The sequence below is a fragment of the uncultured Comamonas sp. genome (genome assembly GCF_964277875.1).
Classification (GTDB): Bacteria; Pseudomonadota; Gammaproteobacteria; order Burkholderiales; family Burkholderiaceae_C; genus Comamonas; species Comamonas sediminis.
This window is the reverse complement of sequence record NZ_CAXYJV010000047.1, coordinates 260060-281126: the sequence shown is the minus strand read 5'-3', so window position 1 is coordinate 281126 and position 21067 is coordinate 260060. Positions and strand designations below refer to the sequence as shown.

The following is a 21067-nucleotide window of genomic DNA, read 5'->3' as shown; positions in this document are numbered from 1 at the left end:
CATGCTGACCCACAGATATCTGGGATAACCACAGGCGGGCTGTCAGGCTGTCAGGAAGAGCGCAGGGTCGACCATGCTGCGGTTGAGCATCACACCCCAGTGCAGGTGCGGGCCGGTCACCCGGCCGGTCGCGCCGACCTTGCCGATGACTTCGCCGGCTCGTACGCTCTGGCCCACGGTCACCTGGGTGGCGCTCAGGTGGCAGTACATCGTCAGAAAGCCGCCCCCGTGGTCCATCCAGATGGTGTGGCCGTTGAAGAAGTAGTCGCCCACATCGATGATCTTGCCATCGATGGGCGCCTTGACCGGCGTGCCGGTGGCCGCTGCGATGTCCATGCCGCTGTGCGGATTGCGTGACTGGCCATTGAACACCCGGCGCAGCCCGAAGGAGCTCGAGCGCCGGCCGGGCACCGGCACCGGCAGTTGCATCTGCGCGGGCAGCGGCGTGCTGAACGTGGCCATCACCGTTTGTTGGTGGTCACGTTCGCGCTCATAGCGGGCATTGTCGGCGGCAGACAGGTCGACCGTCTTGGGGGCAACCTTCAGGCGCTGCTCGCTGTATTTCTTGTCGCGCACGGTGTAAGCGATGCTGCGTGGCCCGCTGGCCGTTTGCAGCTTGATCTCTGCCGGGCCCGTGGCGGCCGACAGCGGTATGCCGACGAGCGCCGTCCACTCGATGGCATCGCCCAGCACCAGCAGCGGAATATCGCCTGCATAGGCCTGCGGCCGCTCAGCCGCAGGGCCCAGCGACAGACGCGCCACACCCCCGGGAACGCGGGAGTCGGCAGGCCAGCCATCGGTTGCCGCAGCCTGTGCGCTGGGCAGCCAGGGCAACAGCGCCAGGCCACTGCCGGCCTGCAGCAAAAGGCGGCGCTGCAGGCGCGGTGACTCGGTAGGGCGGGCAGGTTCTGGCATGGGCATGGGTGTTGTTCTAGGTGGTGGCATGTGCTTTTAAAAGCATAGCGCGTTGTGCTTTTCCATCCTGGGCAAATGCCGCGCATAATATGCAAAATTTGGTAAACCAGAGCGCCGCTATAAGCGCCCGGGGACACGGCTGGTAGCATGCCGCTTTGCCCTTCGCACCGGGCGTGCTATACAGACGTTGGCTGACAGGCTGCACCGGCTCTATCCATTACAGTGGTGCGCTTGGGCCTGTCTCTGTCATCCAGGTCATCATGTTGTTTCGGGAGTTCGTTTCGTTCATGTTGGGCAAGCATTCAGACCTACTTTTACTTGCTGCATCCACCCGCTGCAAACTTCAACGCCCTTTGGCGGGCTGGTCGTTGGTGGCGGCACTGGCGCTTGCGGTCTCGGGTTGTGGCAGCCTCGACCGCGACACCGACAGCCATCGCTACAACGTCGTAGCCCACGAAACCTTCGGATCGTCGTCCACCTATTCGCGCCTTTTTGATGCGCCGCCCGAGCGGGCCTGCGAGGCCGCCCGCCGTGCGCTGCTGAGCCAGGGCTACCTGATCAATGTGGCCAAGGGCAAAGAGGTGGAGGGGCAAAAGAGCTTCCAGCCCGCCACGGACAACCACCAGATCATCACCATTCGCGTGGTCTGCGCAGCCGACAGCAAGGACGGCAAGGTGACCCTGGGCTTTGTGTCGGCGCTCAAGGACACCTACAACCTCAAGAAGAGCAGCAACTCTGCCAGCGTGGGAGTCGGTGCCCTGGGTTCGCTGTCGCTGCCTTTTTCCGCCGGCAACGATTCGATGGTGAAGGTGGCCAGCGAGACCGTGAGCTCAGCCACCTTCTACGACAGTTTTTTTGACCTGATCAAATCCTACCTGCGCCAGGACGATGAATTGCGCCAGCAAAGCCTGACCGGCGACGAAGAGTTCGTCGAGTAATCCGGCGCAGCGGCCCGTGTGCCGCGTCGCCAAAGCAGCAAAAGACAAGCCCGCCATCGTGGAAGATGGCGGGCTTGTCTTTTGCAGTGGCCATTGCTGGCCTCGCTGATTTTCGCCGTTTGCCGCCGCTCAGGGCATCGCGGACAGCAGGCCCATCATGCCGTTCTGGTCCAGCGGCTTGCCATTGGCTTGCAGCTTGCCATCGGTCCATTGCAGCTCGCTGGCCATGCGGTCCTTGTTGTCCACCAACAAGCCCGCGTCCACCAGGCCGGCCAGGCGCGCGTCCACATCCTGCTGCACGGCGCTGTCGATCTGCTTGTCATCGATGTCGTCCGAGCCTTCGTTCTCCAGCACATAGGTCTCGCGCACCTTGCTGGCGTAGAGCGACTGCAGCACGGGCTTGGGCATGTCCAGGCGCAGCAGCGCCTTGAAATCGGTCATCGGGTTGAGCGGCTTGGCGGCATCGCCCTGGTAGGACAGCGATGCGGCCACCTCGGCCGTGCCTTCGGCGGTGCGCCAGCTGATGCGCTTGACCTCCAGCTCGGGCTTGCGGGCCAGCAGCTGCTGCATGCCCTGCATCAGCAGCATCTGCATGGCTTGCGGATCGCCCTGAATCTTCTGCGACTCCTTGGTGAACTGGTTCAGCCAGCCGGCATCGAGGTTGTGCAGGCCCAGGTCCATCACCATGTCGTCGATCTTGTGGTCCTTCTGCACAAAGGACTTGATCGATGTGTTGATGGTGGTGTTGACCACCTCGCCTTGCAGCTGGGTGTCTGCGGCCAGCTTCAGATCGGCAAGCTCGGCTGGGCCTTCGCCGCTCTTGGGGGTGAGCTTGAGGCTGGCCAACGCCCATTCGATGCTGCCCACCATGAACTCCTGGCCCTTGGGCTGGTGCATGTCAAAGCGCATGGTGTTGCCGCTCATCAGCATATCGGCGGTCTGGCCGTCATCTTCCTCACCGGGCTTGGGCTGCACCAGCAGGCTGGGCATCGATGCATCGCCCTTGATGCGGCTGAAATCGGAGGACATCTCGAAATCGGACTTGAAGCCGCCAAATGCGAGCTTGTCACCACCGAATTCGCCATTGAAGGCGGGCGAGGTCACCTCGTTCTGGGTGCTCTTGGACCAGCCCACCTTGCTCTTCCAGACCAGCGGTGCCTTGTCCTTGAAGGCCACCACCCACTCAGGCGGGGCATCGGGATTGATCGCAAAGGTGGAGACGATTTCGGCCAGGTGCGCAATCGGGAGCGGGCCGTGGCTGATGTCATGCTGGGCGGTGAACTGCAGCTTTTCTTCGCCGGTATCCACCGTCCACAAGGTGTGGGCGGTCGATGAGAAGATGCCTTTCTGGTAATCCTGCACCTGTACCAGCAGCGGCGGCTTGCTCCACTCCTTGGCGGCGGTGGCAAAGCCTTCTTCGATACGGTTGCCCACCAGGTAGCCGGTGGTGGCTCCGCCCGCGGCCAGCACGGCCACGGCTGCGGCAATGCCGATGCCTAGTTTTTTCATCTGTTTTCCCCTCTGCGGTTTGAAACTGTGTTGGCGCAGCTTGTGTAGTGCTTGGATGCTGCGTCTTGCGTGGAGCCCGCATTGTAGAGGGCGGCTCGCAACCCCGGCAATGCACAGCCCGCAGCCAATGTGACCAGGTGTAGCGATCCTTGATGGCCAGACACCCCAACGGGCCGCAAGCGGCCCGTTGTCCACCCCATGCGGCCCGCTTACTGGCCCATCACAATGCCCTCACGGCGTGGGTCAGCACCACCAAACCACCAGGACTTGCCATGGGCTTCGCCCCGCGAGATGGCCTGCAGGCCGCTGGTCAGGTTCTGCTCCTTGACTTCGGCACCACGGTTCTGCAGGGCCTGCACGGTGGCAGCGGGGAAGCGCTTTTCCTCCAGCACCGTGGGGCCGTTGAGGCTGCCGAAGTTGGGCAGGTTGATGGCTTGCTGCGGCATCAAGCCCCAGTTGAGCATGCCGTACAAGGTCTTGGTGGTGAAGTGGATGATCCAGGCGCCGCCTGGGCTGCCGGCGCTGATCACCAGACGGTCGGTGGCCTTGTCGAACACCAGGGTGGGTGCCATCGACGAGCGCGGGCGCTTGCCGGGCTCGACCCGGTTGGCGATGGGCTGGCCCTGCGCATCTCGCGGTGCCAGGCTGAAATCCGTCAGTTCGTTGTTGAGCAGGAAGCCGCCGGCCAGACCCCGCCCAGTGTTGACCATCTGGCGCGAGCCGAACTGGTCTTCGATGGTCGTGGTCATCGCGATGGCGTTGCCGTAGCGGTCCACGATGCTGATGTGGCTGGTGCCGTATTCCTGCTGGTAGGGCTGGCTGGCATAGGCCAGCTGAACGCTGCCTGGCCGCCCGGGCTGGGCTTGCTGCATGCTGCGCGCGCCAATCAGCCGGGCGCGCTGGGCCAGGTAGTCCGGGCGCAGCATGCTGGACCAGTCACCGGCGGGTGCGCCGACGAAGGCCGGGTCGGCAACGTACTGGTTGCGGTCGGCAAAGGCCAGGCGCGAGGCCTCGGCGTAGAGGTGCAGCCAGTCGGCACTGGGCAGGCCGCCGGCGTCCAGGCCCATTTGCCCGGCCGGCGTGTTGGCCATGATGCCCAGGATTTGCGCCACCGCGATGCCGCCCGAGCTGGGGGGCGGAAAGCCGCACAGCCGGTAGCTGCGGGTGGATGCGGGCTGGCTGGCCGGGGCGCCAGCGGCACTGGGCGAGTAATCGCTGCACAGCGCCTGGCGCTTGACGGGCTGGTAGGCGGCCAGATCGGCCAGGCTGAGCTTGCCGGGGTTGGTGGCATGGCCTTGCACCTTGCGCACCATGGCCTCGGCCACCGGGCCTTCCAGCAAGGCCTTGGAGCCGTGCTGGGCGATATCGCGCAGCACCGCGGCGTACTCGGGGTTCTTCAGCAGATGGCCTACGGGCCATGGCTTGCCATGGGCATCCAGAAAATAGCCGCTGGCCACCGGATCCTGGCCCAGAAACTTTTCCTGCGCAGTCAGCGCGTTGAGCCGTGCGCTGACCTTGAAGCCATCGGTAGCCAGGCGGATGGCGGGCTCGAACAGGCTCGCCCAGGGCAGCTTGCCATGCTCCTTGTGCGCCATCTCCAGCATGCGGATGGCGCCGGGCACGCCGACCGAGCGGCCGCCCACGACGGCGTCGTGGAAGGCCATGGGCTTGCCATCGCGCATGAACAGGTTCTCATCGGCCGCCATCGGTGCGACCTCGCGGCCGTCATAGGCTTCGACCTGGCTGCCTTGTGCATGCAGCAAGAAGGCACCACCACCGATGCCGCTCGACTGGGGCTCGACCAGGCCCAGCACCAGTTGCACCGCAATGGCTGCATCGATCGCCGAGCCCCCGGCCTGCAGCACCTGGTAGCCGGCATCGGTGGCTAAGGGGTTGGCAGCAGCTACCGCGTACTGCTCGGTGGCCCAGCCGGGTTTGTCGGTCCAGCCAGAGCTGCCTTCGGGCTGGTCAGAGGCGGACGGGGGCTGGTATTGCAGCTGGGGCTGGCTGCTGCAGGCGGCCAGCAGCGCTGCCGTCGCCACTGCTGCCAGAGACAGCGGCCAGCGGCTGGTCGTCGTGCGGGATGGCAGTAGATGCGGGCGGCGGGTGCGTGACCCCGGGGACAGTCGTGGCATGGCGATCTCCTTGTTGTGGCGGCAATGTCTGGCATGCTAACCGCTTTGCCGCCGCAGGCGTAGCGGACAGAGCGGCTGGGACGTTGCAGAATGTTGGCCGCGCAGGACTACAGGATCAGGCCCATTGCGGCCCAGCCACCTGGTCCTCCACCACAAAGCGGGCCAAGGTGTGTGCGCCGCTGTTCGCGTACTGCGGCTGGTCAATGACGCGCAGATGGGTGGTCCAGAGTTTGGGGGTGATATCGCAGAGCCCATAGCCGCGTTCATCGCAGCGGGCCAGCATGACATGGGGGTTGCGGGCCACGATGGCGTCGACCCGGGCCTGGGTGGTGCCGGAGTGCGAGCTGATCGAAGTGCCACAGAATTCGCTGGCCAGCACGCGCTCTGGGGTGGCGCTCTCCAGGTCCTGGATGCGGCAGACATAGTTCTGGTGGATGTCGCCCCCCAGCAGCACGGTGTTGCGCAGCTGCGCCTCAGCCACCGCGCGCAGCAGCCGCTGGCGCGCGGCGGGGTAGCCATCCCAGGTATCGGCGCTGCTGCGGCCGCTGGCAAAGTTACGCGCGGCCAACAGGGTTTGTTGGCAGATAACGCTCCAGCGCCGGCTCTGGGGCTTGTCCGCGCGGTTGCCCGCCAGCTGCGCCGCCAGCCAGCGCTCTTGCTCCCAGCCCAGAAAGCTGCGGCTGTTGCGGGCCAGATCGGCGCAGTCTGCGGCCTTGACCGAGGCCGGACTTTTTTCTGTCGCTGCGCGGCAGGCCTGGGCATCGCGGTACTGGCGTGCATCGAGCACCCACATATCGGCCAACGCGCCCCAGCTTTGCTGGCGGTACAGCGGCGTGTGGGCTGGGGGCAGGGCCAGGCCCGCCTGTTTGCAGGCCACTGAGGCGCGCAGCGGCATGTTCTCGTAAAACGCCTGGTACGCGGCCATGCGCTTGGCGGCAAAGGCCTGGGTCTTGCCCACGCCATAGTCGCCCACATAGTTGTCTTCGACCTCGTGGTCGTCCCAGGTCACGAGCCAGGGGCAGTGGGCATGCATGGCCTGCAGATCCGGATCGCTCTTGTGCAGCGCATAGCGGTCGCGGTAATCCTGCAGTGTTGCGGCATGGACAAGCGGCTGCAGCCGCGCGAGATGGCTGCTTTTTTGCTTGGCCGCAGATGCGGGCGAGGCATATTCGTAGATGTAATCGCCGAGAAAGACCACCAGGTCGGGATCGTCCTCGCGGGCATGGCGCCAGGCGGCGTAGTAGCCATGTTCCCAGCGCTGGCAGGAGGCATAGACCAGGCGCAGCTGCGCCACCGCAGCACCGGCGGCAGGCGCAGTGCGGGTGCGGCCGGTGGCACTGGTCTGGCCCTGGCAGTGAAAGCGGTAGTAGTACCAGCGGCCGGCCTCCAGGCCCTGGGCCAGCACATGCACGCTGTGGCCGCCGTCTGGGCTGGCCATGGCCTCGCCCCGGCGCAGGATCTGGCGGAACTGCGCATCATGGGCCAATTCCCAGTGCACCTCCACCGGGCGCAGCAGAGGTGTGCTGGCACTGGGCAGCAGCCGCGTCCACAGCACCACGCTGCTGGCATCGGGCTCGCCACTGGCCACGCCCAGGCCAAACAGCTGCTCCGAGACCGGCCAAGGCGCCATGGGCAGCGGGGCATCGCTACCCGCCTGCGCGATGGCCGGCAACTGGGCGGCCAGGCCCAAGGCGCCCAGGCCTTGCAGCCATTGGCGCCGGTTGGGGTGCCGGGCCAGGTTTTGATCCAAATCGTGGTTTTGGCGGCCGGGTCGGTGTTGCTGCGGCATAGGTCGACGGTGGAATAGCGCAGCATAGCGCTGGCGCCGATCCGCAGCATGCTGCACAGGTACCTCGGTGACATCAGTGCAGCGTGGGGAATGGCGGGCATAAAAAACGCTCCTTAAGGAGCGTTCGTTGGTTTGGCTTCTAACTGCCTGGGGCAGATGGGCCATCCGGGTGGTTCAGCCAGCGCTTATTCGTCGTTGTTCTTGGGGCTGGCGGTCGAGGTCAGGATGTTGCTGGGGTCGTCCACCGATTCGCGCAAGGCCTTGCCGGGCTTGAAATGGGTGACGCGCTTGGCGGGCACCTGCACGGCTTCGCCGCTGCGTGGGTTGCGGCCCAGGCGGGGTTGGCGGTGGGTGATGGTGAAGCTGCCAAAGCCACGGATCTCGATGCGCTGTCCGCGTACCAGCGAGTCTTCGATGGCCTCCAGAATCGTTTTGACGGCCTGCTCCGCATCCCGCTGTGTCAGCTGGTGGAAGCGAGCGGCAAGCTCTTCAATCAGATCGGATCGGGTCATACGAATGTGGAATCTTCGTGAATCAAATAGTCAAAGCGTTGGTGGGCGCACTGGGCGCCCACCTTGTCTGCAAGCTACCGACTATACCAAGGCTGGCAAGGCATGAGCCGGTAGCGGAGCCGTCAATTACTTGTCGGCGTCCAGCTTGGCGCGCAGCAGTGCGCCCAGGCTGGTGGTACCAGCATTTTCCTTGGACGATTGCTGCGACAGCGAAGCCATGGTTTCTTGCTGTTCAGCGTGGTCCTTCTGCTTGATGGACAGGGAGATGCTGCGGCTCTTGCGATCCACATTGGTCACCACGGCGGTCACTTCATCGCCTTCCTTGAGCACGGAACGTGCGTCTTCCACGCGGTCCACCGAGATTTCGGAGGCACGCAGGTAGCCGACGATGTCGTCGCCCAGGTCGATTTCAGCGCCCTTGGCATCCACAGACTTGACCTTGCCGGTCACGATCTGGCCCTTGTCGTTCACGGTAGCGAACGTGGTGAATGCATCGCTGTCGAGCTGCTTGATGCCCAACGAGATACGCTCACGGTCCACGTCCACGGCCAGCACGATGGCTTCCACTTCCTGGCCCTTCTTGTAGTTACGAACTGCGGCTTCGCCGGTTTCGTTCCACGACAGGTCAGACAGGTGCACCAGACCGTCGATGCCGGAGGCCAGGCCCACGAACACGCCGAAGTCGGTGATCGACTTGATCGGGCCCTTGACGCGGTCACCGCGCTTGGTGTTCTGCGCGAATTCCTGCCATGGGTTGGCCTTGCACTGCTTCATGCCCAGGGAGATACGACGCTTGTCTTCGTCGATTTCCAGAACCATGACTTCGACTTCGTCGCCCAGGGTCACGAGCTTGGAAGGAGCAACGTTCTTGTTGGTCCAGTCCATTTCGGACACGTGCACCAGACCTTCGATGCCTGGTTCCAGTTCCACGAACGCGCCGTAGTCGGCAATGTTGGTGACCTTGCCGAACAGACGGGTGCTCGATGGATAACGGCGCGACACGCCCATCCATGGATCGTCGCCCATTTGCTTCAGACCCAGCGAGACACGGTTCTTTTCGGTGTCGAACTTCAGGATCTTGGCGGTGATTTCCTGGCCAGCGGTCACCACTTCGGATGGGTGACGCACGCGGCGCCATGCCATGTCGGTGATGTGCAGCAGGCCGTCGATACCGCCCAGGTCCACGAACGCACCGTATTCGGTGATGTTCTTGACCACGCCTTGAACGATGGAGCCTTCCTTCAAGGTTTCCATCAGCTTGGCGCGCTCTTCGCCCATCGAGGCTTCCACCACAGCGCGGCGGCTCAGCACCACGTTGTTGCGCTTGCGGTCGAGCTTGATGACCTTGAATTCCAGGGTCTTGTTTTCGTAAGGGGTCAGGTCCTTGATCGGACGGGTGTCGATCAGCGAGCCTGGCAGGAAGGCACGGATGCCGTTGACCAGAACGGTCAGACCGCCCTTGACCTTGCCGGAGGTGGTGCCGGTCACGAATTCGCCCGATTCCAGCGCCTTTTCCAGGGCCAGCCAGGAAGCCAGACGCTTGGCGGTGTCGCGCGACAGGATGGTGTCGCCGTAGCCGTTTTCGATGGAACCGATGGCCACGGACACGAAGTCGCCCACTTGGACTTCGATTTCGCCCTGGTCGTTCTTGAATTCGTCGATTGGCACATAGGCTTCGGACTTCAAGCCGGCGTTCACCACCACGAAGTTGTGCTCAACGCGCACGACTTCAGCAGTGATCACTTCGCCAGGACGCATTTCGGTGCGTGTCAACGACTCTTCAAAAAGGGCGGCAAAAGATTCAGACATGTATTTCCTTAGACACGGGCAGGTTTCCGGCAGCACCATTGCTGACGTTTTTAAGGCTGGCCGTGCAGGTTGTGTGGTTGTGACACCACGGGGTTCAAAGTTAAACAACCCGGCAACCCATGGCGGCTAGATCCACCAGTAGAAGGCTGCAGGGGCGGGTAACACCGGCGCCAAAGGCAGGTGCGAGGCGCGCGGGGCGCTTCAGGCCTGTTCTTTGCCAAACGGCTGTCGCTTTTCCCACCAGGACAGCACCTGAGCGACCGCGTTGTCCACGCTCATCTCGGAGTTGTCCAGCAAGAATGCATCCTGCGCTGCATGCAAGGGGGCGGTGGCGCGGTTCATGTCGCGCGCATCGCGGGCCTCCAAGTCAGCACGAAGGTCGGCTATTGTAGCTGGTATTCCTTTTTCAATCAACTGTTTATGGCGGCGCTCGGCGCGCTTGGCTGCACTGGCCGTCAGGTAGACCTTCAAAGGGGCCAGCGGGAAAATCACGGTGCCCATGTCGCGCCCATCGGCCACCAGGCCCGGCAGCTGGCGAAAATCGTGCTGGGCCTGTACCAGCGCCTGGCGCACGGCGGGCAGCGCGGAGACCAGGGAGGCGTTGGTGCCCGCTTCTTCACTGCGGATGGCCAGGCTGATGTCCTCGCCATCGAGGCGCACGCGCTGGTCGGCGCCGAACTGGATATCCATCTGCGAAATCAACGCGGCAATCTGGCTGGCATGCTCGGCATCGATCGGAATGCCGGCGCGCAGGGCCGCCAGCCCGGTGATGCGGTAGAGCGCGCCCGAGTCGAGCAGGTGGTAGCCCAGCTGCTGTGCCACGGCCGAGGCCACCGTGCCCTTGCCCGAGGCGCTGGGCCCGTCGATGCAGATCACCGGGACCGAGCCGGGCACGGCGCGCACGGCCGAGAACATGGCCTCGAAGTAACCGGGGAACGTCTTGGCCACGCACTTGGGGTCTTCAATGCGCACCGGCAGGCCGGCCGGGTTGAAGGCGGCCAGCGAGAAGCACATGGCCACGCGGTGGTCGTCATAGGTGTGGATGCTGGCGGGCTTCCAGGCCTCGCGGTTGGCCGGCGGCGTGATGCGCAGATAATCCGCGCCTTCTTCGACCACGGCGCCGAGCTTGCGCAGCTCGATGGCCATCGCCGCCAGACGGTCGGTTTCCTTGACGCGCCAGCTGGCAATATTGCGCAAGGTGGTGGTGCCGTTGGCATACAGCGCCATTGCCGCCAAGGTCATCGCCGCATCGGGGATGTGGTTGCAATCCATGTCGATGGCCTGCAGCGGCCAGGCACCCCGGCGGATCTCCAGCCAGTTGGGGCCGCTGGTGATGGCAGCGCCCATCGCGCGCGCGGCATCGACAAAGCGGATATCGCCCTGGATGGATTGCGCGCCCACGCCCATGACCTTGACGACACGGTCCACCGTGGAGGTGCCGCCCTGCGCATTGGGCTTGCTGCCCTTGCTGGCAGCAATGGCACCCAGCGCGATGAAGTAGCTGGCCGACGAGGCATCGGCCTCGACATGGATCTCGTGCGGGGACTGGTAACGGCTGCCGGCCAGCACGGTAAAGCGCTGCCACTGCTCGTTCTTGATCTGGATGCCAAAGCGCTTGAGCAGCTCCAGGGTGATATGGATATAGGGCTTGGAGATCAGCTCGCCGGCCACTTCAATGACGATGTCCTGGCGCGTGGCCACCAAGGGCAGTGCCATCAGCAGCGCGGTGAGGAACTGGCTGGAGACATCGCCGCGCACGGTGATGGGCGTGTTCAGCTGCAGCTGCGCGGCTGTTACCGGCTGGATGCGCAGCGGCGGAAAGCCGTCGTTGCCCAGGTAGTCGATCTGGCAGCCCAGCTGGCGCAGCGCATCGACCAGGTCGCCGATGGGGCGCTCGTGCATGCGGGGCACGCCGCTCATCTCGAAGTGGCCGCCCAGCAGGGCCAGCGCTGCGGTCAGCGGCCGCATGGCCGTGCCGGCATTGCCCAGGAACAGCGCGGTGCTGCGGGCCGCCAGCGCAGGCGCCAGCTGGCCGGCAATACCGGTGATGTGGTAGCTGTTGAGGTGGGCCGGATCGGTGCTGCGCACCACGGCGCAGCCCAGTTGCTCCAGCGCGCGCAGCATCACCTGGGTGTCGTCGGAGTCCAGCAGGTCATGGATGGTGGTCGTGCCCGCGCTCAATGCGGCCAATAGCAGCACCCGGTTGGAGATGCTCTTGGAGCCGGGCAGCTGCACTTCACCATGGGCGCTTTGCAAGGCGGGGATATCGAGAAATGCAGTGGAGAACATGGCGGGCTCTGCGGTGGGATGGTGGCGCCTGGCCTGCAGTGCAGGCGGCGCAGTGGTCACAAAAAGAAGGTGGCGCTACCCGTGTTCTCAGGCAGCGCCACTGGCTATTATCGGTCCACCGGCTGCGCCGGCACCTTTGGTAGGCGGATCAGACGGTGGTTTTGTGCTTGGAGAGCGACTCGGGGGTGTAGAGCTTGCCTTGCTTCCACTGGGCGCGCGTGCTGCTGGCTTCGCGCAGCAGCTGCTCCAGTGCGGGCTGATCGTCGGTCAGCAACGCCGCTTCGTAGCTGCCCAGCATATGCTGCAGCGACTGGATCTGCTTGAGGATCTCGCTGCGATTGGCCAGGAAGATGTCGCGCCACATCTGCGGCTCGGCCGCAGCAATGCGGGTGAAATCGCGAAAACCCGGTCCGGCCAGCGACAGCATGCGGTGCGCACCGTCTTGCGACAGCAGCGAGTTGATGTAGGCCATGGCCACCAGATGCGGCGCGTGGCTGCTGGCGGCCAGCGCTGCATCATGCTGCTCGGGCGCCATGCTGGTGACATGGCTGCCAATCGCTTTCCAGATGGCTTCGGCCTGGCGCAGCTGGGCCACCTTGGTCAACTCGGTCGGGGTGAGCACCACCTGGGCATCGCGGTAGAGGTTGACGTCAGCATGGTCGACGCCAAACACTTCCTTGCCGGTAATGGGGTGGGCCGGCACAAAGCAGCCAAAGCGGTCGCGCAGCGCGCGGCGCGCCGCAGCCACCACATCCATCTTGGTGGAGCCGACATCCATCACCAGGGTGTCGGGGTTGATCAGGTGCTTGATGTTGGCCAAGGTGGACTCGGTCGATGCGACCGGGATGGCCAGCAGCACCAGATCGGCGCCCGAGACGGCTTGCAGGGCCGAGCTGGCCTCTTCATCGATGACGCCCATCTGGCGCGCGCGGCTGGTGGTGGATGGCGACTTGCTGTAGCCGACAATGCGTTTGACCAGCCCCGCCCGTTTGGCTGCGAGGGCAAATGAGCCGCCCATCAGCCCGCAGCCGATCAGCGCCATATGTTCAAACTTTTTCACCGATTCAACTCCCGACAGGGTAGGCGCCGAGCACCTTGTAGAACGCACACAGCCCGCGCAGCTCTTCCAGGGCCTTGGCCACATGAGGCTGCGACGGGTGGCCGTCCAGATCAATATAGAAATAGTATTCCCACTGGCCAGTGCGGGCCGGGCGGGATTCGAAGCGCGTCATCGACACGCCATGCTTGCTCAGTGGCATCAGCAGCTCATGCACGGCGCCGGGGCGGTTGGGTACCGAGACGACCAGGCTGGTGCAGTCCTTGCCACTGGGCTCTGGCGTGGCCAAGGTGTGGGGCAGGCAGATGATGGCAAAGCGCGTACGGTTGTAGGCGTCATCCTGGATGGCGTGGCTGATGATGTGCAGGCCGTATTGCTGGGCGGCACGCTCGCTGGCGATGCCGGCAATGTGGGGGTGCAGCGCCGCCAGGCGCGCGCCTTCGGCATTGCTCTCGACCGGGCGGCGCTCGGCATGGGGCAGGTGCTTGGACAGCCAGCCCTGGCACTGGGCCAGCGCCTGGGGGTGCGCGGCCACGACCTCGATGCCATCGAGCGAGTTGGTCGTGCGCATCAGGTTGTGGCGGATCAGCAGGCTCACCTCGCCCACGACGTGGCAGGGTGTATGCAGGAACATGTCCAGCGAACGGGTGACCACGCCTTCGTTCGAGTTCTCCACACCGACGACGCCAAACTGCGCACTGCCGGCGGCAGTGGAGTGGAAGACTTCTTCAAAACTGTTGCAGTACTTGATATCGGCGGCACCGCCGAAGTACTGGATCGCTGCCTCTTCACAGAAGGTGCCCGCTGGGCCCAGGATGGCCACACGCTGGGGTGACTCCAGCGCCAGGCAGGCGGACATGATCTCACGCCAGATGGCCGAGACATGGGCCGCCTTCAGTGGGCCGGGGTTGGCGTTCTCGATCTTCTGGATGACCTGGGCGACCCGGTCCGGGCGGAAGAAGGGCGTGCCTTCGCGTTTTTTCAGCTCGCCCACCCGTTCGGCGACCAGTGCGCGTTGGTTCAGCAGGGTCAGCAGTTGCGTGTCGAGGTTGTCGATCTGGACGCGCAGCGCGGCGAGTTCAGGGGACGCTTGGGGTGAAGTGCTCATGATGGCCTGGGTGTGCAGTGCGGGCAGCGCCTCAGAAGGCTGCCAACCAGTAAGGATAACGTAAGAGTGTTTCCCGGTACAAACCGGGGACGCTGCGGATCAGCCTTGTTTTTCAAAACTCTGCATGTAGTCCACCAGCGCCTGCACGCCGGCCAGTGGCATGGCGTTGTAGATGCTGGCGCGCATGCCGCCCACGGACTTGTGGCCCTTGAGCTGCAGCAGACCACGCGCCTTGGCGCCATCCAGGAAAGCCTGGTTGCGCGATTCGTCCTTGAGGAAGAAGGGCACATTCATGCGCGAGCGGCAGTCACGCGCGACGCGGTTCTCGTAGAGTTGCGAGCCATCGATGGCCTGGTAGAGCAGCTCGGCCTTGGCGGTGTTGCGGGCCTCCAGCGCGGCAACGCCGCTGGCGCCGCCTTCCTGTTGGCGCAAGATCCATTCAAAGGTCAGGCCGGCGATGTAGATGCCCCAGGTCGGCGGCGTGTTGTACATCGATTGGTTGTCTGCCACCAGGCGGTAGTTGAACGCGCTGGGGCACATGGCCATCGCGTGGCCGAGCAGGTCATCGCGCACGACGACCAGGGTCAGGCCTGCCGGGCCCAGGTTCTTCTGCGCACCACCAAAGGCCAGGCCCACGCGGCTCCAGTCCACCGTGCGCGACGCCACATGCGACGAGAAGTCGATCACCAGCGGCGCCTGGCAGCCCAGGCTGGCCAGATCGGGCAGCTGCTGGAACTCCACGCCATTGATGGTTTCGTTGCTGCAGATGTGCACATAGCGTGCATCGCCACGCAGCTTCCAGCTGGCGGGGTCGGGGATATGGGTAAAGCCCTGGGCTTCGCCGGTGGCAGCCACGGCGGCGTTACAGAACTTGGCCGCTTCCTTGGTGGACTTCTGGCTCCAGCTGCCGGTCACGACAAAATCGACCGCACCGCCTTGCGACAGATTCAGCGGCACGATGGCGTTTTCCGCCAGGCCACCGCCTTGCATGAACAGGATGTGGAAGTTCTGCGGCACTGCCAACAGCTGGCGGAAGTCGGCCTCTGCCTTCTCGCAGATCGAGATGAACTCCTTGCCCCGGTGGCTCATCTCCATGACGCTCATGCCACTGCCGCGCCAGTCCAGCATCTCGCTGGCTGCTTGCTGCAGCACGTCTTCAGGGATGGCGGCCGGACCGGCCGAGAAGTTATAGGGGCGTTGCATGGAAGGCCTCGTTGGCTCGCGCAGCGAGCAGTGATAGCTATGAAAAAAGGAGCAAAAATGGGCAGGAAAAAGCCATGTCGCAACATGGCTTTTTCGGTGGGGGCTCAGGAGCCGTCTGCGGGGTTCTGGAGGTCGTTGCCGTCCGCCGCTTCTGCACCATCGGCAGCTTCGGCGTTTTCGTCAGCCTGTGCATCGTTCTCCACGATGCGCTGCAGGCCGCTCAGCTTGGCACCAGCGTCCAGCCCGATCAGGGTGACACCCTGCGTGGCGCGGCCCATCTCGCGGATCTCGGCCACCCGGGTGCGCACCAGCACGCCGGTGTCGGTGATCAGCATGATCTGGTCATCCGGGCTCACCAGGGTGGCAGCCACGACCTTGCCGTTGCGCTCCGACTGCTGGATCGCAATCATGCCCTTGGTGCCTCGGCCGTGGCGCGTGTACTCGGCGATCGAGGTGCGCTTGCCGTAGCCGTTTTCGGTGGCAGTCAGCACGCTGTGCAGCGTCTCACGCGGCATCTCGCCCAGTGCCGCAATGGCGGCGAGGTCAGCCGCTTCCAGCGCAGCGCGTGCCTCTTCGATCTGCTTGCGCAGTGCTTCGATATCGGCAGCCGGGGCCTGGGCGTCCTGCAGCTCCTTGTCGCGGATCTGCAGATTGTCCAGCGCATCCTTGGCCTTGCGAGCCTCGACTTCCGCAGGGTGCTGCTCTGCGACCAGCATCGCGATCAGGTTCTGGTTCTCGTCGATGTTCATGCCGCGCACGCCGCGCGCATTGCGGCCCATCGGGCGGACATCGTTTTCATCAAAGCGCACGGCCTTGCCGCCGTCGCTGAACAGCATCACGTCATGCCGGCCTTCGGTCAGTGCCGCGCCGATCAGCACGTCGCCATCATCGAGGCCCACGGCAATGATGCCGGCCTTGCGCGGGTTGCTGAATTCGTCGAGCGAGGTCTTCTTGACGGTACCCATGCGGGTGGCCATGAAGACATAGTGATCGGCCGGGAAGCTGCGGTACTCGCCGGTCAGCGGCAGCACCACGTTGATCTTCTCGTCGTCCTGCAGCGGGAACATGTTGACGATGGGGCGGCCACGCGAGCCGCGCGAGCCGGCAGGCACTTCCCAGACCTTGAGCCAGTACAGGCGACCGCGGTTGGAGAAGCACAGCAGGTAGTCATGCGTGTTGGCGATGAAGAGCTGGTCGATCCAGTCGTCTTCCTTCGTCGCCGTGGCCTGCTTGCCGCGCCCGCCGCGCTTTTGCGAGCGGTATTCGCTCAGCGGCTGGCTCTTGATATAGCCGGTATGCGACAGGGTCACCACCATGTCGGTCGGGGTGATCAGGTCTTCGGTCGACAGGTCTTGCGCGCTGTATTCCACCTGGCTGCGGCGTGCGCCCAGCTTGGTCTGGCCGAACTCGGTCTTCAGGGCCACCAGCTCTTCGCCGATGATGGTCGAGACACGTTCGGGCTTGGCCAGGATGTCGAGCAGGTCTTCGATGACCGCCATGATGTCCTTGTACTCGGCGACGATCTTGTCCTGCTCCAGGCCGGTCAGGCGCTGCAGACGCATCTGCAGAATTTCCTGCGCCTGCGTCTCGGACAGGCGGTAGAGGCCATCCTGCTGCATGCCGAATTCCACTTCCAGGCCTTCCGGGCGGTAGTCGTCGGCATTGACGACGCCGCCATCGGTGCGCGTGCGGGTGAGCATCTCGCGCACCAGCTTGCTGTCCCAGCTCTTGGCCATCAGCTCGGCCTTGGCCACCGGTGGGGTGGGGGCGTTGCGGATGATGGCGATGAAATCGTCGATATTGGCCAGGGCAACAGCCAGGCCTTCGAGCACATGGCCACGGTCGCGTGCCTTGCGCAGCTCATAGACGGTACGGCGCGTCACCACTTCGCGGCGGTGCTCCAGGAAGACCTTGATCAGGTCCTTCAGGTTGCACAGCTTGGGCTGGCCATTGACCAGCGCCACCATGTTCATGCCGAAGGTGTCCTGCAGCTGGGTTTGCTTGTACAGGTTGTTGAGCACCACCTCCGGTACTTCACCGCGCTTGAGCTCGATCACCAGGCGCATGCCGGACTTGTCCGACTCGTCCTGGATGTGGCTGATGCCTTCGATCTTCTTCTCGTGCACCAGCTCGGCCATGCGCTCCTGCAAGGTCTTCTTGTTGACCTGGTAGGGCAGTTCGTCAACGATGATCGACTGGCGCTGGCCCTTGTCAATATCTTCAAAGTGCACCTTGGCGCGCATCACCACCTTGCCCCGGCCGGTGCGGTAGCCTTCCTTGACGCCATTGATGCCGTAGATGATGCCGGCCGTGGGGAAGTCGGGCGCGGGCACGATTTCCATCAGGTCATCGACCGTGGCATCGCTGTGGTGCAGCAGATGGAGGCACGCATCCACCACTTCATTGAGGTTGTGCGGAGGAATATTGGTGGCCATACCCACCGCAATACCGGCCGATCCATTGATCAGCAGATTGGGCACGCGCGCGGGCAGCACCAGCGGCTCGCTCTCCGAGCCGTCATAGTTCGGGCCAAAGTCGACGGTTTCCTTGTCGATATCGGCCAGCATCTCATGGGCGATCTTGGACAGGCGGATTTCGGTATAACGCATGGCCGCAGCACTGTCACCGTCCACCGACCCGAAATTACCCTGACCGTCGACCAGCATATGGCGCAGCGAAAAATCCTGGGCCATGCGCACGATGGTGTCGTACACCGCGCTGTCACCGTGCGGGTGGTACTTACCAATGACGTCACCGACAATACGCGCACTCTTCTTATAAGGGCGGTTCCAATCGTTGTTCAGCTCATGCATCGCATAGAGAACCCGGCGGTGCACCGGTTTCATGCCGTCTCGGGCATCTGGCAGAGCCCGGCCGACGATCACGCTCATCGCGTAATCGAGGTAGCTGCGGCGCATTTCCTCTTCCAGGCTGATCGGCAATGTTTCTTTAGCAAACTGGGTCATAGTGCTGGCATAGGGTGACGAAGTACAAGAGGCATTTTAGGCGCAAGCTGATGTTGCATGTCGGCAACATTCTAGGCCCAAAGCGCTTTTGTCTTACCGTTGGCGCTACAGATAACTATGGCGATCCGGTACGCCTATGGCACAATAAGTAAGAACGTTTTTGGTGATGGTCACTGACGACGTCTTGATTCGCAGCGCGGCTGCGGCTTTTTCCCCAAGAGGAGAACCATGAAGAAACTGAACAAAGTGGCGATGTTGTTTGCCTCTGCAGCGCTTGCAACCGCCGCTGGAGCACAAATTAAGGCTGCTGACGGCGGCAACGTTGTTGACAACTGGCAAAACGGCAGCGGTGAGTTGGTCTGGAAGAACGGTACCAACGAACTGTGCTGGCGCGATGCTAACTGGACCCCTGCTACCGCTGCTGAAGGCTGCGACGGTGCCCTGGTGAAGGCTGCTCCTGCACCTGCTCCAGCACCTGCTGTTGCTCCAGCTGCTCCTGCACCTGCTCCAGTGGCTCCTCCAGTCGCTCAGACCCAAAAGGTTACCTACGCTGCTGACGCATTCTTCGACTTCGACAAGTCGGTGCTGAAGCCAGAAGGCAAGGCCAAGCTGGACGATGTGGCTTCCAAGGTGAAGAACATCAACCTGGAAGTGATCATCGCTGTGGGTCACACCGACTCCATCGGTTCCGATGCTTACAACCAGAAGCTGTCCGTGCGTCGCGCTGAAGCTGTGAAGGCTTACCTGGTGTCCAAGGGCATCGACAAGAGCCGCGTGTACACCGAAGGCAAGGGCGAAAAGCAACCAGTGGCAGACAACAAGACTGCAGCTGGCCGCGCCAAGAACCGTCGCGTGGAAATCGAAGTGGTGGGCACCCAGAAGTAATTCTTCTGCCCCTGCGCAAAAAGCCCCATTCGTGGGGCTTTTTTTATGCCCGAATCCGGCTGCAGATGGTGGACAATCAGGCCATGAACCAGACTGTGAATGCCGATCCGGCCGAATTGGCCAAGTTTTCCGAACTCGCCATGCACTGGTGGGATCCGGACAGTGACTTCAAACCCTTGCACCAGATCAATCCACTGCGATTGGAATGGATCCATGGCATCAGCCCACTGAATGGCCAGAAGGTGCTCGATGTGGGCTGCGGCGGCGGCATTCTGAGTGACTCGATGGCGCGCAAAGGCGCCACCGTGACCGGAATCGACCTGGCCACCAAGGCGCTGCGCGTGGCCCAGCTCCATGCACTGGAAGCGCAGACTCCCAATATCAGCTACCAGGAAATCGCTGTCGAAACCCTGGCACAGCTGCAGCCCGAGAGCTTCGACACCGTCACCTGCATGGAAATGCTCGAGCATGTGCCCGATCCGGCATCGGTGGTTCAGGCCTGCCATGACCTGGTCAAACCCGGTGGATGGGTGTTCTTCTCCACAATCAACCGCAATGCCAAGGCCTTTGCGCTGGCGATTGTGGGTGCGGAATACATCCTGCAAATGCTGCCCAAGGGCACGCATGAGTTTGCCAAGTTCATCCGTCCCTCGGAACTGGCCCACTACTGCCGCAGTGCCGGCCTGGTGCAGCAGCACAGCAAGGGCCTGCAGTTCAATCCGCTGACGCAGCGCTACTGGCTCAATGAGGACACCAGCGTCAACTACATGATCGCTACCCGAAAGCCCGGCTGATGCAAAGATCGATACGCGCCATTCTGTTCGACCTGGACGGAACCTTGATTGACAGCGCACCCGACCTGGGCGCAGCAGCAGACCAGATGCGGGTAGCCCGGGGCTTGCCGTCGTTGCCGATGGCCGACTACCGGCCGTTTGCCGGATCGGGCGCAAGGGGCATGCTGCGCGTGGCCTTTGGCATGCAGCCCGAAGATGCCGAGTTTCCCACGATGCGCGAGGAGTTCTTCCAGAACTACGAACGCCGCATGACGCAGGACACGACCGTGTTCGACGGCGTCTCCGACATGCTCGCCAGCATTGTGGCGCGCCAGTTGCACTGGGGCGTGGTGACCAACAAGTCCAAGCGCTTTACCGAGCCACTGTCGCGCCAGATGGCCTTGTTTGCCAGCGCCGGTGCGGTGGTGAGTGGCGACACGACGCCGCATGCCAAGCCGCATCCGGAGCCGCTGTTGGAAGCAGCGCGCCGCATCGGCGTGGCTCCGCAGGACTGCGTCTATGTCGGCGACGACGAGCGCGACATCATTGCCGGCAAGGCGGCCGGCATGCATACCGTGGCAGCCGTGTACGGCTACCTGGGCGAAAAGCAGTCGGTCGCGCACTGGGAAGCCGACGATGTCATCAATTCTCCACACGAACTCTTGAAACGTCTGAAACTGGCCTAAAATAGATGCCATGGGGCTGTCCTGGTTTCGACGTGGGTTCGGGATCGGTGTGGTGCATGTCGAGCTTGAATGATGCTCGTAAATCTCCGTTCAAAAAACTAACTGCAAACGACGAACGTTTCGCACTCGCCGCTTAAATCCGGTGAGCCTTGCAACAGCATGTTGATGGGCTGGGCAAGGGGGTAGCAATACCTCCCGGCTGCAAGGGAATTTACATCAGCTGGCCGTCTACCGGGTACCTTGGTAGATGGCAAGATCTAAGGGTACTGGCTTGCAATGCAGCGTGTGTCTGCGCGGCTTTGCAGGCGAGATTCAAACCAGAACACTAAACATGTAGATCTGCTCGACGAAGGCTGACGGACGCGGGTTCAATTCCCGCCAGCTCCACCACCACAACGTTCAAAGGCGTTCACTGAAGTTCAGTGAACGCCTTTTTTCTTTGTTAAATCAATGGTTTATAGTTCGCGATAGTTCATTATTGTTCGCTGGCAGC

The 21067-nt window shown here is 63.2% G+C and carries 15 protein-coding genes and 1 other RNA gene; 5 read left to right on the top strand and 11 right to left on the bottom strand.

Features of this window, described 5'->3' with window-relative positions; translation table 11 throughout:
- Window positions 1-42: 42 nt before the first annotated feature.
- Window positions 43-921: a peptidoglycan DD-metalloendopeptidase family protein gene (locus tag ACHWUQ_RS20085; RefSeq protein WP_394682240.1), complete on the bottom strand. Its 879-nt coding sequence runs from the start codon at window positions 919-921 to the stop codon at window positions 43-45.
- Between the two features lie 347 nt (window positions 922-1268).
- Here ACHWUQ_RS20085 and ACHWUQ_RS20080 point away from each other — a divergent pair, with 347 nt between their 5' ends.
- Window positions 1269-1853 (top strand): DUF2242 domain-containing protein, encoded by a 585-nt coding sequence (locus ACHWUQ_RS20080; protein WP_239811403.1) that lies wholly within the window; start codon window positions 1269-1271, stop codon window positions 1851-1853.
- Window positions 1854-1982: 129 nt separating this feature from the next.
- Here the strand turns inward: ACHWUQ_RS20080 and ACHWUQ_RS20075 are convergent, their stop codons facing one another.
- From ACHWUQ_RS20075 to gyrA, 10 genes are all read right to left on the bottom strand, one after another.
- Window positions 1983-3362, bottom strand: a complete 1380-nt coding sequence (locus tag ACHWUQ_RS20075; protein WP_394682239.1) for a YdgA family protein — start codon at window positions 3360-3362, stop codon at window positions 1983-1985.
- Between the two features lie 209 nt (window positions 3363-3571).
- Window positions 3572-5497 carry a gamma-glutamyltransferase family protein gene (locus ACHWUQ_RS20070; protein ID WP_394682238.1) on the bottom strand — a complete coding sequence of 642 codons (1926 nt, stop codon included), beginning with the start codon at window positions 5495-5497 and terminating at the stop codon, window positions 3572-3574.
- 115 nt (window positions 5498-5612) lie between these two features.
- Complete coding sequence (locus ACHWUQ_RS20065) at window positions 5613-7247, bottom strand: alkaline phosphatase D family protein (RefSeq protein ID WP_394682237.1); 1635 nt, start codon at window positions 7245-7247, stop codon at window positions 5613-5615.
- 224 nt (window positions 7248-7471) lie between these two features.
- Entirely contained in the window at window positions 7472-7798 is a 327-nt protein-coding gene (locus tag ACHWUQ_RS20060; protein ID WP_021027333.1) for an integration host factor subunit beta, read from the bottom strand.
- 126 nt (window positions 7799-7924) lie between these two features.
- Complete coding sequence (gene rpsA, locus ACHWUQ_RS20055) at window positions 7925-9607, bottom strand: 30S ribosomal protein S1 (protein ID WP_021027334.1); 1683 nt, start codon at window positions 9605-9607, stop codon at window positions 7925-7927.
- Between the two features lie 201 nt (window positions 9608-9808).
- Window positions 9809-11896: a bifunctional 3-phosphoshikimate 1-carboxyvinyltransferase/cytidylate kinase gene (locus tag ACHWUQ_RS20050; RefSeq protein ID WP_239811408.1), complete on the bottom strand. Its 2088-nt coding sequence runs from the start codon at window positions 11894-11896 to the stop codon at window positions 9809-9811.
- Window positions 11897-12044: 148 nt separating this feature from the next.
- Window positions 12045-12938: a prephenate dehydrogenase/arogenate dehydrogenase family protein gene (locus ACHWUQ_RS20045; RefSeq protein WP_239812664.1), complete on the bottom strand. Its 894-nt coding sequence runs from the start codon at window positions 12936-12938 to the stop codon at window positions 12045-12047.
- Between the two features lie 22 nt (window positions 12939-12960).
- A complete protein-coding gene (pheA, locus tag ACHWUQ_RS20040) occupies window positions 12961-14061 on the bottom strand; it encodes a prephenate dehydratase (RefSeq protein ID WP_394682236.1) in 1101 nt (366 codons plus the stop codon).
- Window positions 14062-14160: 99 nt separating this feature from the next.
- Window positions 14161-15264: a 3-phosphoserine/phosphohydroxythreonine transaminase gene (serC, locus tag ACHWUQ_RS20035; protein ID WP_394682235.1), complete on the bottom strand. Its 1104-nt coding sequence runs from the start codon at window positions 15262-15264 to the stop codon at window positions 14161-14163.
- Window positions 15265-15368: 104 nt separating this feature from the next.
- Window positions 15369-18230 (bottom strand): DNA gyrase subunit A, encoded by a 2862-nt coding sequence (gyrA, locus tag ACHWUQ_RS20030; protein WP_394682234.1) that lies wholly within the window; start codon window positions 18228-18230, stop codon window positions 15369-15371.
- A 228-nt stretch (window positions 18231-18458) separates the two neighbouring features.
- On the opposite strand from gyrA, the gene ompA reads away from it, so the two are divergent.
- From ompA to ssrA, 4 genes are all read left to right on the top strand, one after another.
- Window positions 18459-19115 carry an outer membrane protein OmpA gene (gene ompA, locus ACHWUQ_RS20025; RefSeq protein ID WP_305852716.1) on the top strand — a complete coding sequence of 219 codons (657 nt, stop codon included), beginning with the start codon at window positions 18459-18461 and terminating at the stop codon, window positions 19113-19115.
- Window positions 19116-19198: 83 nt separating this feature from the next.
- Window positions 19199-19909, top strand: coding sequence for a bifunctional 2-polyprenyl-6-hydroxyphenol methylase/3-demethylubiquinol 3-O-methyltransferase UbiG (ubiG, locus tag ACHWUQ_RS20020; protein ID WP_312409631.1), 711 nt, complete (start codon window positions 19199-19201; stop codon window positions 19907-19909).
- On the top strand, window positions 19909-20574 hold the full coding sequence (gene gph / locus ACHWUQ_RS20015) for a phosphoglycolate phosphatase (RefSeq protein WP_312409629.1): 666 nt from the start codon (window positions 19909-19911) through the stop codon (window positions 20572-20574). The genes ubiG and gph overlap by 1 nt, the downstream gene beginning before the upstream one ends.
- Window positions 20575-20586: 12 nt before the next feature.
- Window positions 20587-20964: a transfer-messenger RNA gene (ssrA, locus tag ACHWUQ_RS20010) on the top strand.
- The last annotated feature ends 103 nt before the right edge of the window (window positions 20965-21067 follow it).

Bases quoted from the DNA above. Each gene is read 5' to 3' on its own strand.
- ACHWUQ_RS20085 (WP_394682240.1), bottom strand. From the start codon at position 921: ATGCCCATGCCAGAACCTGCCCGCCCTACCGAGTCACCGCGCCTGCAG.
- ACHWUQ_RS20075 (WP_394682239.1), bottom strand. From the start codon at position 3,362: ATGAAAAAACTAGGCATCGGCATTGCCGCAGCCGTGGCCGTGCTGGCC.
- ACHWUQ_RS20070 (WP_394682238.1), bottom strand. From the start codon at position 5,497: ATGCCACGACTGTCCCCGGGGTCACGCACCCGCCGCCCGCATCTACTG.
- ACHWUQ_RS20060 (WP_021027333.1), bottom strand. From the start codon at position 7,798: ATGACCCGATCCGATCTGATTGAAGAGCTTGCCGCTCGCTTCCACCAG.
- rpsA (WP_021027334.1), bottom strand. From the start codon at position 9,607: ATGTCTGAATCTTTTGCCGCCCTTTTTGAAGAGTCGTTGACACGCACC.
- ACHWUQ_RS20050 (WP_239811408.1), bottom strand. From the start codon at position 11,896: ATGTTCTCCACTGCATTTCTCGATATCCCCGCCTTGCAAAGCGCCCAT.
- ACHWUQ_RS20045 (WP_239812664.1), bottom strand. From the start codon at position 12,938: ATGGCGCTGATCGGCTGCGGGCTGATGGGCGGCTCATTTGCCCTCGCA.
- pheA (WP_394682236.1), bottom strand. From the start codon at position 14,061: ATGAGCACTTCACCCCAAGCGTCCCCTGAACTCGCCGCGCTGCGCGTC.
- serC (WP_394682235.1), bottom strand. From the start codon at position 15,264: ATGCAACGCCCCTATAACTTCTCGGCCGGTCCGGCCGCCATCCCTGAA.
- gyrA (WP_394682234.1), bottom strand. From the start codon at position 18,230: ATGACCCAGTTTGCTAAAGAAACATTGCCGATCAGCCTGGAAGAGGAA.
- ompA (WP_305852716.1), top strand. From the start codon at position 18,459: ATGAAGAAACTGAACAAAGTGGCGATGTTGTTTGCCTCTGCAGCGCTT.
- ubiG (WP_312409631.1), top strand. From the start codon at position 19,199: ATGAACCAGACTGTGAATGCCGATCCGGCCGAATTGGCCAAGTTTTCC.
- gph (WP_312409629.1), top strand. From the start codon at position 19,909: ATGCAAAGATCGATACGCGCCATTCTGTTCGACCTGGACGGAACCTTG.